Origin of the sequence: Candidatus Accumulibacter contiguus, assembly GCF_036625285.1 — a bacterium.
Classification (GTDB): Bacteria; Pseudomonadota; Gammaproteobacteria; order Burkholderiales; family Rhodocyclaceae; genus Accumulibacter; species Accumulibacter contiguus.
On record NZ_JAZKUC010000001.1, the window covers coordinates 2,201,440 to 2,213,537 of the forward strand.

At 60.5% G+C, this 12,098-nt stretch carries 13 protein-coding genes and 1 other RNA gene; 7 read left to right on the forward strand and 7 right to left on the reverse strand.

The window, feature by feature from the left end; translation table 11 throughout:
• The 3 genes from rsmH to rnpB form a co-directional block, all read right to left on the reverse strand.
• Positions 1 to 945, reverse strand: a complete 945-nt coding sequence (rsmH, locus tag V5B59_RS10795; protein WP_169069839.1) for a 16S rRNA (cytosine(1402)-N(4))-methyltransferase RsmH — start codon at positions 943 to 945, stop codon at positions 1 to 3.
• Between the two features lie 8 nt (positions 946 to 953).
• Complete coding sequence (gene mraZ, locus V5B59_RS10800; protein WP_034920297.1) at positions 954 to 1,400, reverse strand: division/cell wall cluster transcriptional repressor MraZ; 447 nt, start codon at positions 1,398 to 1,400, stop codon at positions 954 to 956.
• A 349-nt stretch (positions 1,401 to 1,749) separates the two neighbouring features.
• Positions 1,750 to 2,115: RNase P RNA component class A (gene rnpB, locus V5B59_RS10805), an RNA gene on the reverse strand.
• Positions 2,116 to 2,276: 161 nt separating this feature from the next.
• On the opposite strand from rnpB, the gene V5B59_RS10810 reads away from it, so the two are divergent.
• Positions 2,277 to 3,899 (forward strand): L,D-transpeptidase family protein, encoded by a 1,623-nt coding sequence (locus V5B59_RS10810; RefSeq protein ID WP_332351866.1) that lies wholly within the window; start codon positions 2,277 to 2,279, stop codon positions 3,897 to 3,899.
• 18 nt (positions 3,900 to 3,917) lie between these two features.
• Positions 3,918 to 4,469 (forward strand): YcbK family protein, encoded by a 552-nt coding sequence (locus V5B59_RS10815; protein WP_169069838.1) that lies wholly within the window; start codon positions 3,918 to 3,920, stop codon positions 4,467 to 4,469.
• Between the two features lie 55 nt (positions 4,470 to 4,524).
• Here the strand turns inward: V5B59_RS10815 and V5B59_RS10820 are convergent, their stop codons facing one another.
• The 3 genes from V5B59_RS10820 to flgK all read right to left on the reverse strand — a co-directional run bounded on the left by V5B59_RS10820 (position 4,525) and on the right by flgK (position 8,573).
• On the reverse strand, positions 4,525 to 4,932 hold the full coding sequence (locus V5B59_RS10820; RefSeq protein ID WP_169069837.1) for a hypothetical protein: 408 nt from the start codon (positions 4,930 to 4,932) through the stop codon (positions 4,525 to 4,527).
• Positions 4,933 to 5,078: 146 nt separating this feature from the next.
• Entirely contained in the window at positions 5,079 to 6,395 is a 1,317-nt protein-coding gene (gene flgL / locus V5B59_RS10825) for a flagellar hook-associated protein FlgL (RefSeq protein WP_169069836.1), read from the reverse strand.
• 132 nt (positions 6,396 to 6,527) lie between these two features.
• Entirely contained in the window at positions 6,528 to 8,573 is a 2,046-nt protein-coding gene (gene flgK, locus V5B59_RS10830) for a flagellar hook-associated protein FlgK (RefSeq protein WP_169069835.1), read from the reverse strand.
• Positions 8,574 to 8,843: 270 nt separating this feature from the next.
• Between flgK and cas2 the strand changes: the two genes are divergently transcribed.
• The 5 genes from cas2 (at position 8,844) to V5B59_RS10855 (ending at position 11,460) form a co-directional block, all read left to right on the forward strand.
• Positions 8,844 to 9,164: a CRISPR-associated endonuclease Cas2 gene (gene cas2 / locus V5B59_RS10835; protein WP_248594749.1), complete on the forward strand. Its 321-nt coding sequence runs from the start codon at positions 8,844 to 8,846 to the stop codon at positions 9,162 to 9,164.
• On the forward strand, positions 9,161 to 10,132 hold the full coding sequence (gene cas1, locus V5B59_RS10840; RefSeq protein ID WP_169069834.1) for a CRISPR-associated endonuclease Cas1: 972 nt from the start codon (positions 9,161 to 9,163) through the stop codon (positions 10,130 to 10,132). The genes cas2 and cas1 overlap by 4 nt, the downstream gene beginning before the upstream one ends.
• Positions 10,133 to 10,318: 186 nt before the next feature.
• Entirely contained in the window at positions 10,319 to 10,573 is a 255-nt protein-coding gene (locus V5B59_RS10845) for an AbrB/MazE/SpoVT family DNA-binding domain-containing protein (protein WP_169069833.1), read from the forward strand.
• Positions 10,573 to 10,995: a type II toxin-antitoxin system VapC family toxin gene (locus V5B59_RS10850; protein WP_169069832.1), complete on the forward strand. Its 423-nt coding sequence runs from the start codon at positions 10,573 to 10,575 to the stop codon at positions 10,993 to 10,995. The genes V5B59_RS10845 and V5B59_RS10850 overlap by 1 nt, the downstream gene beginning before the upstream one ends.
• Before the next feature lie 174 nt (positions 10,996 to 11,169).
• On the forward strand, positions 11,170 to 11,460 hold the full coding sequence (locus V5B59_RS10855; protein WP_211203338.1) for an Eco57I restriction-modification methylase domain-containing protein: 291 nt from the start codon (positions 11,170 to 11,172) through the stop codon (positions 11,458 to 11,460).
• Positions 11,461 to 11,633: 173 nt separating this feature from the next.
• Here the strand turns inward: V5B59_RS10855 and V5B59_RS10860 are convergent, their stop codons facing one another.
• On the reverse strand, positions 11,634 to 11,942 hold the full coding sequence (locus V5B59_RS10860) for a hypothetical protein (RefSeq protein ID WP_169069831.1): 309 nt from the start codon (positions 11,940 to 11,942) through the stop codon (positions 11,634 to 11,636).
• Positions 11,943 to 12,098: the final 156 nt, after the last annotated feature.

Genomic DNA, 12,098 nt, shown 5'->3' on the forward strand with positions numbered 1-12,098 from the left:
TCAGGCGGCCTCCCTGGCCCTGGCCAGTTTCTCGGCGACGCGCATCACCGCACTGCGCGCCCGTGGGTTCGCAGTGACTTCCGCAGCACTCGCTCGACGCGGCTTGCCAATCAGGCGAAGTCCTGGCTGCGGCAGTTCATTGGCACGCAAGGGCAGCTTCCTGGGCAAGCAGTCAGGCGCCGCCTGCTCACGCATGAAGCGCTTGACGATCCGGTCTTCGAGCGAGTGGAAACTGATCACCACCAGGCGCCCTCCTTGTTTCAAGACGGTCATGGTCTCGGGCAGGACTAGCGCGAGTTGCTGGAGTTCTTGATTGATATGAATCCGTAGAGCTTGAAAGGTACGCGTCGCCGCGTCCTGCCCGGGCTCGCGGGTCCACACGGCCGCGCGTACAAGGGCGGCAAGTTCCCCCGTGGTTGTAAGCGGCCGCTCTCCCCGAGCAGCCACAATCTTCTTTGCAATCTGGAAAGCAAACCGTTCTTCACCATAATTCCTTATGACCTCCGTGATCTCCTGCACACTGGCCCGTAGCAGCCACTGTGCGGCGGTCTCACCTTGTGTCGTATCCATCCGCATATCGAGCGGCGCGTCGTAGCGAAAACTGAAACCGCGTGCTCCCTCATCCAGTTGCGGCGAAGAGACCCCGATATCGAGAAGCACGCCATCGACGCCCTTCTCTACTGCAACACCTGCCTGCCGTAAGGCATCGACCAGATCGGCGAAACGGCGATGCATGACGAGCAAGCGCCGATCCTGGATTGCGCGGGCCAGTTCCACCGCCTGCGGATCACGATCGAGTGCCAACAGACGACCGTTCGGCCCGAGTCGTTCGAGAATTGCTCGCGTATGGCCACCCCGACCGAAGGTGCCGTCGACGTAGGTTCCTGCGGGCTTGATCTCCAGAGCTTCAACCGCCTCCCGCAGCAGAACGGTTTGATGCTGCAATGGCGCGCTCACAGCGCCAGATCTTCGAGACCGGGAGGCAGGAACTGATCGCCAAGAGCGAAAACAGCCTCCTGTTGCTTTTGCCAGCCCGCGTCCGACCAGATTTCGAAATGGCTCCCCTGGCCAACGAGCCAGACCTGCTTCTCGAGTTGTGCAAACTGGCGCAGTTCGGGCGCGATCAACAGGCGACCGGCAGCATCCATGCTTTCCTCGCGGGCGTTACCCACCAACAGACGCTTGATGGCCGCTGCCTGCAGATTGAAACTCGAAGCCGACAACACCTTGTCGCGGATCGGTTCCCACGCAGGTTCGGGATAGAGCAGCAGGCAGCGGTGCGGGTGGGCGGTCAGGACCAGTCGGCCGCTGGCAGCAGACGCAAGCGCCTCCCGGTGACGCGCCGGAATGGCGAGCCTGCCCTTGGCATCAAGACTTAACGCTGCCGCACCCTGAAACATCAAACCAACCCTTGCTGTCCGCCCATCAAAACCGACATTTTCCCACTTTTCGCCACTTACTCCCACTTTAAGTTAAGGACTCGCCTAAAGCAAGAGGTACAGCTTTACATTTCTCAATGGCTACAAGGACTTATGAGCGACTTTTGAGGTAGTTAGAAAGGAGATTACTTGCTATAAAACAATGCTGCAATCACCACACTTAAAGTAATTTCTCAAGATTGCTTCCTAAGTGTTGGTACAAACGACGAGATGGAAGCGAACATTTGGCAGCGATGCAACATGCGAGCGAACACTGGAGCAGGGACAGCGATCGCTGCCCGCCATGCCGGAAAGGTGGAACAGTAGGAAAGTGGGAAGCCGGTCGATAAGCCGGGTTCTGTCGTGGACAGCCATTCCTCTAGACGTACTGTTACCAGCACGCTCAAGCAGCCTACCCGGAAGCAGCGCGAGCCACGCCCATGCTTCCCTATTTGGCCTTGCTCCGGATGGGGTTTACCGTGCCGTCCGTGTTACCACGGCCGCGGTGAGCTCTTACCTCGCCGTTTCACCCTTGCCTGCTCCCACATGCGCGAGAACATCGGCGGTTTGATTTCTGTGGCACTTTCCGTCACCTCACGGTGCCCGGTCGTTAACCGGCATCCTGCTCTGCGGAGCCCGGACTTTCCTCTCGGCTCAAGGTTTGCACCTATTGCCCAGCGGCTGCCTGACCGACTTCCCATGCGGATTATACGCTCCACCAAGCAAGTTGCCGGGGCTCATCACCAGCAGTGGATGCAGTCTACAATGGCCGTCCGGATTGGCCGAATCCACCTGCAACACCCAGTACGATCCGTTGATGATGGATAATGCGCAGTCCGCAACATTCCTGGCTTCCTTATGCCTTCCCGTTCGCCGCTCTTCCCCACAACACCTGTCCGCCGCTTTCGAGACTGGCATTTTCCGGCAATCCGCCTGGCCATCGGGCTGACGGTGGCGAGTAGTCTCTCTTTCGCGACCGAGGCGCCGCTATGGTTCGCTGCAGAGCGCCCAACGCTTGCTGCCCAGCAGGCCGTGGAGCTGCTTGCCGAGGCAGATGCGGACGGTCTGGAAGCACAGGACTACAACACCGATTGGCTGCGAATGGCCATCGAAAATGCAATCAGCGGACAGGCACTGGCAGAAGATCAGGTCGCCAGGATCGATCTCGCCCTGACTGCGGCGATGCGGCGCTTTCTCACCGACCTGCACTTCGGGCGCGTCGATCCGCATCAGCTTGGCGCAAACTATAGCCAGGCAGCTGGAGCTTTCGACGTCGATTTCTTGCTGACTTCGGCGATCACCGATGACCGTCTCGCCGAAGCTGCCCGCAGCGTGGCGCCCGCCCTGCCGCAGTACGTTGCTTTGCGGGAGGCGCTTGCCCGCTACCGCGAACTGGCCGGCCATCCCGCCTGGCAACAGGATCTGCCAGCGCTGCCCAAGGGCAAACTGAGGCCCGGCGAAAAATACGCCGGCATTGCGGACCTGTGGCAGCGACTCGAATTACTCGGAGACCTGCGCGCCGACATCGTGCCGCCAGCACGCTACGAGGGAGCCATCGTCGAAGGCGTGCAGGCATTTCAGGAACGGCATGGCATGGTGCCCGACGGCGTGCTCGGAAAAGATACCTTCGGGTTACTGCATGTGCCGCCGGCAAGCCGCGCCCGCCAGCTCGAACTGGCGCTCGAACGGCTGCGCTGGACGCCGCTGCTGTCAGCGCCGCGTACGATCGTGGTCAACCTTCCGGAGTTCATGCTGAGTGGATATCATGTCCGTGACGGCAGGATCGAGATCAAGACCGCGATGAAGGTCATCGTCGGTACGGCACGCAAGTCCCCGACCCCGCTTTTTGATGCCGAAATGCGCTTCATCGAGTTCAGCCCCTACTGGAACGTCCCACCATCGATCGCCAGGAGCGAAACCTTGCCCAGGCTGCGCAGCGATCCAGGCTATTTCGACCGACAGGGCTTCGAATTCGTCGACAGCGAAGGCCGCGTCATCAGCGGCTTTTCCGGGGCCAATCTCGACGCAGTGCAACGCGGCCAGATGCGCATCCGTCAGAAACCCGGGGCAGGCAATGCCCTCGGCGATATCAAATTCGTGTTTCCCAACAAGGACAACATCTATCTTCATCACACACCGACACCACAACTCTTCAAACGCGACCGGCGCGATTTCAGTCACGGCTGCATTCGCGTCGAGGCGCCAGTGGCGCTGGCGAAATTCGTCCTCGCCGATGCACCGGAATGGAGCGAAGCGCGCATCGTGCAGGCGATGCGCAAAGGCAAATCCACGACCATCCGCCTGCAGGAAGAATTGCCTGTGGTCATCGCCTACCACACGGCAGTCGTCCGGGATGGGCGGGTGTATTTTTTCCCCGACATCTACCGGCAGGACCCGCTTCTTGACGCTGTCCTGCGCCAGAACCGGCTCGCCTTCCGGCCTTCCCACACCATCAACATTGCCGCTGAATCAACCCGTTAGCCTTGCCAAGGAGCAGTCATGCCGAAGCCTCACGCACGTCGCCTGTTTCTCGCTCACGCCGCTCGTCTGGTCATCGCCGGCGCCGCACTGCCGCTGGCAAAGCCTGCACTGGCAGCCCTGCCGAATGCGCGCCGCCTCGAGTTTGATCACACCCATACCGGCGAACGCCTCTCTGTCGTATTTGCCATCGGTGATCGCTATCTTCCCGAGGGGCTGCAGCGTCTCAACTTTTTTCTGCGGGACCATTACTCGGGTGAAATCGGCAGCATCGACCCGCAATTGTTCGACCTGCTTTTCCAGCTCCGGCAAGAGCTGGACTGCGAGCAGCCTTTCCAGATCATTTCCGGCTACCGTTGCGCCCAGACCAACGCCAGGTTGCGCAGCACCGGCAGCGGTGGAGTGGCGAAGCAGAGCCTGCACATGCAGGGCAAGGCCATCGATCTCCGCCTTGCCGGCGTTCCCCTGGTCGATCTGCGCGACGCCGCGATCTCCCAGGGTGCCGGCGGAGTCGGCTTCTATCCGCACGACCAGTTCGTTCACCTCGACACCGGCAGGGTGCGTTCCTGGTAGTCGGGCAGCGGGTCACGCGCCGACCCGACACTTGCCATGGGTATAGGGATGACGCTCAAGGCGTTTTCGGAGGATCGGCGCGGACCAGCTGAATCACGCCTTCCGCGAAACGGTGCGTGAAAGGCGTACTCGAGTCGATCCCTTCCGAGTAGTCGAGGATACGGTACGCGGGAACACCTCGTTCGCGCTGCAGCTGCAGTGCCCGCCGCTTGAAAATCAATCCGGATTCCCCATCGCCACCGGTGCGAAAGCTCTTGGCGCGCATCGAGATACGGTAGGTGTCGGCATCAAGCATCCTCTCCTCAATCGTCCAGTTGGGTGCCAGAGGATCGTAGATGGCATAGGCGGCAACCGCAGCAGCAACGGCCAGCCCCAGATAAGCGGCATTGCCCGCATATTCCTTGACCGAATAACCGACCGCTCCGGCGATTACGGCGGCCCGGAGTGGCTCCACGCTCGGCATCGGATTCTGCGATTCTTTGAAGGAATAGTCAGACACATGGCTGCTGTCTGGACGCGGCCGCAAGTACCAATCGACGTTTCCACAGCCACTCAGCAGGATGAGCAGCAAGAAACCTGCAGGCACACGCATGCTCATGTCTTTGCCGATCAAAGGTACTTGAAAAGGCTCAGACCGCTGATCTGTACAAAAGACTTCTGCGCGGCTTCCAGGCTGACCTGCTGCATCGTGAAATCGGTGATCGCCTTCGCATAATCCAGATCCTGGAGGTCCGACAAGGTCTGCGCATACTGAATATCCAGCGCTTCGGAGTTGCTGCTCAGGCCGTCCAGTTCCTGCAGGTACCCACCCACGGTCGTATGCACGCGGCTGACATTGACCAGCACCTGATCGAGATTGCTGAGGTGCCCCTGCAACTGGCTGGAGAAGTCGGTTCTTGTCGTTCCCGACGTCTGCAGCGGCGAACGCAGCAGGCCGATCAGCTCCTGCATGGTCTGAAAAACGCTCTTGTTGACGCTTGGCTTGATCGTGAAGGTATCACCGGCAGCAGGCACACCATTGATCACCACCTGTGCGCCGAAGTCAACGGCCGGGATGGTGGTGACCAGAGGAATGGCCTGTCCCGAAACAAAGGGCAGCACCGCGCTGACTGCCTTGGCAGGCAAGGCCGTACCTGACGAGTCTGGCGTCGAAGCATCGAACAACTGGTAACTGGTGACGCCTGCGACCGAGGAGAACTGCAGCTGTAGCGAGAAATTTCCCGTCCCTTGCCAGGGGAAACCGGAATTCAAGGCACTTTGCCATTTCTGGAGATCGAGCACCGAACCCGGTTCAATGATCCCTGAACCCTGGTTGGAAAAACCTCCGCCGCCAGTGGCTGCCGTCGAAAAGGTGCCATTGCCTTCCCGGATATTCATGAACAAATCGCTGCCAGCGACATTGATCGGCATCTGTTGAGTCGAACTCACCTGCAGCAGACGCTGGCCATCATCACCTGCGTAAGTAACCGATGAGGTCGCACTGCCGGCAAACGGGATCGTTGCCCCCTGGTACCCTGAAAACAGGTAATCGCCTTCGGCACCACGACTATTGGCAAGCCCGAGCATCCCGTCAAAGCTCGCCTCCAGATCAATGGCGATGGCCTGGCGATCGCTGTCGGACAGGACCGTATTGCCCGCCTGAATGACCCGCTCACGAGCGCTCTGCAGCAGATCGGTCAAGGCGGCGAGCTGGCTGTCGACCAGACCAAGCCGCGCGGTCGCGTCACTCTGGTTACGCGCGTATTGGACGCCGACGTCCCTGGATTGCGAAACGGACAGTGCTCTGGCGGCGGCGACAGGATCATCCGCCGAAGTCAGCATGCGGCGCCCGCTGGACATTTGATTCTGCAGCCTGAGGAGCTGATTCTGACCGCGATCGATGCCGCGCAAACCAGTGCTGTAGGCTTGACTGGTACTGATACGCATATGACGCTCCTTGATGTGAAAGTCGCATCAGCGACTCACGAACCTCCCCTCCCCACTCGCGGGGGAGGGGTTGGGGGAGAGGGAAACGGTCATGACTTTCATGATCGGGGGTGCCTGGAAAAGTCATGACCGTTAGGCCGCCATTTGCAGAATCGTCTCGAAAAGACTGGATCCGATTTGCAGGGCCTTGGCCGCGGCCTGATAGGCCTGTTGATAAAGAATCAGATTGGCTGCTTCCTCTTCGAGATTGACCCCCGAGAGCGATTCGCGATTGTTTTGGGCCTGCGTCAGCAGGGCCTGCTGCGCCGCGCCGCTGACCTGTATCTGATTGGTCTTGCTGCCGGTCTGGCTGACCAATTGCGCATACGCTTCCTGGAAGGAGGAGGATTTCCCGGACATCGTCTGCTGCGTCTGGAGTTGAGCGAGAACCAGCGCGTTACGCCCATCGGCGAGCGCACCGGAATTCCTGGCAATGCTAAAGGTATCGCCATTGTTGGGCACACCAGTAAGGGTAAAACTGAAACCGGGCGTACTCGTAAGCGGGTCGAGAAACGCAATCGTCGCCCCGCTCGTATAAGGGACGACATCCGTGCTCGCAGCAATCACCACCGGAGCGGCACCATTGATCGAAACTTGCGCACCCACCGGAAAGTTCTGCAGCTTGCCGCCCTGGTACACCAGCGACATCGGCATTCCTGCCACAGCCGTCGCATAGCCTGCTGCGACACTGCCTGCCGAGACCTTGGCCAATCCGGTATTGGTCGCCCCTGTCGAGGTGCGGATTGGCCCGGCAGCCGTGATCAGACTGGCGTCCGCCACAACCGCCGGATTGACCGTGATCTTACGGGCAGCGTCGCGGGTTGGCTGGATGAGATAGCTCGACCCTTCCAGCAGGGTCGGGGAAGGATCCAGCGTGAATCCTTGCGGATCGCTTGCCAGATTGGTATTGAGTACCCCGAGGTCAGCCCCGCTCCATTGCTTGTTGTCGGACAGACGAGTCAGCGTCACCCCGCTCGCGTCTGCGCTCAGCCGGTAATCGCTGCTCCCGAGATCGGTATAGAAGTTGCCGTTGAACGGGGGAGGGTTGACAAAAGTGGCGCTGACTGTCGGGCTACCAGGCGGATTGTTCGTATTCGCAATCACCTTCGGCGGCGAAACCAGGAACAGATCCGGTGTAAAACTGCTGAGCGCAGGGGGCGCCGGAGAGATCTGCGACTGACCGAGCAGATCCTGCCCAAGAGCGCTCTGCGCATTGAAGGTGAGAGCCAACGAGGCCGCGTTGCGGCCCAGTTCATTGCTCGCCTGATCGAGCGATTCGCTCCGGAAAGCCAGCAATCCGCCGAGCGACCCGCCACTGAGCAGCGACTCCGGGATCTCGTGGTCACCAGTCACGCTTTCCTGGCCGACCACCCGCCGCGAAGGATCGCCCGGCGATCGCATGGTCGCGAGATCCATCGTGATCGAGCCGGCGACCAGTTGCTGGCCGCTACCGATGAATACATTGTAACTGCCATCGCTATTGGTCGTGGTCTTTGCCTTGATCAGCTTGTTCAGATCCAGAACCAGCTGGTCGCGGGTATCCAGCAGGTCGTTGGCGGGTTGGCTGGTAGCAGCCTGGGCAACGGAGATTTGCTGGTTCAGCAGTGCGATCTGTTTGATGTTGGCATTGATGCTGGTGACGGTTGCCTCGATTTGGCCATTCACCCCGTCGTACATCTGGGCGAGTTGGTCGCCCATCGACTGATAACGAGTGCTCAGCGTCTGTGCGTTGGCGATCATGATTTGGCGGCTCGCCAATTGGGAAGGATTGGCCGCAACCTCCTGGGCACTCGTGAAGAAACCCTGTAGTGCCGGCGACAAGCCAGTGGTCGGATCGGCGAGCAGGTTGTTGATCTGGGTGATTTGAGCGGCATAGCTGTCGAGTTGACTCGTACTGCTCTGCGAACGATTGACCTGGTCGTTCAGAAAGCGGCTGTACATGCGTTCGACCGTCACGACATGCGTGCCCTGCCCGAAAAAGCCGCTACCCGTCTGCTGGGCAAAATTGCTCGCCTGGATCGTCCGCTGCCGCGAAAACCCTGGGGTATTGACGTTGGCGATATTATGTTCGGTAGTTTGCAGACCGAACTGGGCGGCCTGCAGAGCGCTGAGACCGACACCGATGATTCCTGAGCCCATGGCATGAGTTCCTCTTCGACTATTCTGTAGACGGCACCTGCAGCGATAAATTTAGTCCCGGCGCGTGAAATTGCTCAGGCCATTAGAAAGTGTTGATGAATTCACGGCCCCGTTGCGATTGCGGCGCAGATTTTCTCTTTATAACCCAACATTGGCTTAACGTAAAACCGAAAATTTGGCCGCGCGAAGTATAGGCAGCAATGGATCACAGTCTTGAATCCGGCCCCGGATCGTGCGTTGCTTGGGTACTGGATTTTTTTCGAGACGAGATTGAAAGCGGAATCGCAACACGATCATCGGCCTTCGGCAAATGCGCTTGCCGCGAGACCACATGCCCTGCCGGTCTATGTTGCCTACGACATTTCCGACCGCCGCCGCCGAAACTGTCTGCGACGTCTGCTACTCGGTTTCGGTGAGCCGGTGCAGGAATCGGTGTTTCTGTGTTGGCTCGACGCCACGCGCCAGCAGCGCTTCGACAGGCTGCTCGATACGTTTCGACGGTTACCGCACGTCGGCGACGAGCGCATTGACTGCATTCGGGCACGTGCCGATTCGGTGCCGCCGCCGGCCAGGGAATGGGTGATCGAATGAGCGGCGTGTTATATATCGATCGTCACGGCGTCAAGGTCGGCGCCTCGCAGGGACGACTGACCCTCAAGGTCACGGGAGAAGAAGAACTGGCGCTACCCCTGCATCAGGTCGAACAGGTGATCGTGCTTGCACACGCGCACTTCAGCCACGACGCCATTGCGGTTCTGCTGAGGGAGGGCATCCCGGTGATCTTCTCCTCGCTACGCGGCGGTTTTCGCGGCAGCCTGCTGGGAAAGCCCGGCCGCCAGATCATGCTCCGCAAGCAGCAGTACCAGGCGATGGACGATCCAGTCCGGTGCATGACTGTCGCCCGCGCACTGGTGCAGGCGAAACTTCGCGGTCACGGCCGGCTGCTGCGGCAGTGGCGCGTCCCTGGACGGCACGAGATCGCCGACGGGCTGCTGGCCAGCCACCATTGCCTGGATCTGGATCGCCTGCGTGGCCATGAGGGTGCCGCGGCGCGGGCGTTCTTCGACGGTTTGCGTCAGCATCTGGAAGGCAGCCTTTTCGTTTTCGAGCAGCGCCGTCAGCATCCGCCGCCCGATCCGGTCAATTCCGTGCTCTCGCTGGTTTATACCCTGCTGCTCAACGAGGTCGAGGTGGGTGCTACCGCAGCCGGGCTCGACGTCTCAGGAGGGTTCTACCACTCCGCCGAGGATGGCCGGCCAACACTGCTGATGGACCTCGTCGAACCACTGCGGCCGCTCGCCGACCGCTTCAGCGCCAGGCTACTGAAGTCGGAACTCGCTCCCGACGACTTTCAGACCGAGGGCGACCGCTGCCTGCTGCACGATGGGCGGCGAGGAGTGGTTTACCGAGCCTGGGAGCGCTTGCTTGCGGGAAGCATTGCCTGGCGGGGCGAGAGTTTGTCGTGGCGCAGGCTCATTCACCTGCAGGCGCGAGAACTGGCGCACTGGCTGGGCGGCACGACCGGTGCTCCGCGTTTCTGGCATCTCGACGACGCCTGATGCGCGCGCGGGCATGGTAGGCTGACGCCGTCGCCTCGCTCCTTGACCATTCGACAGGTTTCTTCGACGTTCACCCCGCTGCAAGGTATTGACCGAGTCAAGGAACCTGCACCCGCGAAGTCATGGTCAACAACGACCCCGCGTGATACTGTAGATACGCGGCTATACATCGTGGAGAAACCATGCATGAAAGTACATCTGGCCAAATGGGGCAACAGCCTGGCGGTACGCATCCCTGGCGAGTGTGCCCGCCAGGCGCGTGTCAAGGCGGGCGACGCTCTGGAAATCGAAGTCACGTCAACAGGCGATCTGCGCTTGCGCCCCATGGCGACGGAGTCCTTCGATAAAGCGGCGTTCCTGAAACAGGCGCGGGCACTGCGCGCCAATTTACCGATCGGCGAACCGGTTGTCGAGGCGATGCGGCAAGCCGATCGTTTCTGATGATCTACGCCGACACCAGTGTCTGGGTGGCTTTGTTGACACCGGAGACAGGAACGGCGCGGGTGGAACAGTGGTTCGAAGATCTATCCGAGACGCTGGTCAGTGCCGACTGGACACTGACCGAGTTCCACAGCGCCATTGCCCTCAAGACCCGCATCGGCCAACTGCTCAGCCGACAGGCCAAGGACGTGCTCGTTCTCTTCGAGCAACTCAGCGCCGGCGGACTGACCTTGACGCCCGTCTCGCGGGTCGCTTACCGCGCAGCGGCGGCTCTGGTGGATGATTTTGAGCAGGGGCTTCGGGGCGCCGATGCCTTGCACATCGCCGTCGCCCAGGAGTTGGGAATTCAGCGTTTCGCTACCCTGGATCACAAGCAGGGCGTCAATGCACGACGCCTGGGCCTCACCCTGGAATTCGGCTAAGTCCATGGCCTTCGACCAAACCACAAGAAATCGCCTGCAGCGTTTCGTCAACGAGGTGCGCAAGGAACCTGGCAAAGGACCGGAGACCACCTGTGCGTCGCCCTGAGAGATTATGGCCGGGCGGCGAAGGCGACCTCCCAGGGCCGCCTGTTTGCCCAGGATGCGCTGGAAGGCTTGCGCCTGATCGACCTCACTCGCGAAGCCTTCGATTTGGTGGCGATGAATCCGCCGTTCGGCGCGCTCGGCACCGGCGTCAAGGACTTGCTGGCCAGAGCCTATCCGGGCAGCAAGAACGACCTGCTGGCGATCTTCGTCGAACGTGGGCTGCAACTGTTGCGCCCTGGCGGTCGCATGGGCGCACCTCACGCAGCCGTTTCTTCCTCTCCAGCTTCCAGAAATGGCGCGAGGCGGTGGTGCTCGGTATCGCCACGCGGGAAGTCATGGCCGACCTGGGGTACGGAGTGATTGTCGTGGCGCAGGCTCCATTCACCTGCAGGCGCGAGAACTGGCGCACTGGCTGGGCGGCAAAACCGCTGCTCCGCGTTTCTGGCATCTCGACGACGCCTGATGCGCGCGGGGACGTGGTAGACTGACGCCGTCGCCTCGCTCCTTGACAATTCGACAGGTTTCTTCGACGTTCACCCCGCTGCAAGGTATTGAAAGAGTACAGGAAGAATTTTCCGAGGAATGATGGAAGCATTGTTGGCCCGGTTCTTGCCCCCGTTCACCTTTTCCGCCCCGGAAAGGCAGGCGGGGCAAGGGTTCCAGAAGGCACTGTCCGTCAGACCTGCCCGTTGATAGGGCTTTGTGACATAGACCTCACGGTCTTCGGGCAGGCCGGCCAGTTCACGCGGCTTGTAGTTCATCAGGACGGTCGCGGAGATCTCGTACAGTCGTGTCCAGCCGGCCTGATCAAGGTCACGCCGGCGGCTCCAGAGATCACGCAACTCCGCATCGAGTGGGTGGTTTGCGCTCATGCGTCAGTAGCGGGATTTCAGCCAGGTCAGCAGTTCGATACGCGCCGGCTGCGGCATGACCCCGATCTTGCCCTTGAGACGCTCACCGCTCACCACTAAGCGGTTGTGAAGAAGTCTTCCGACATT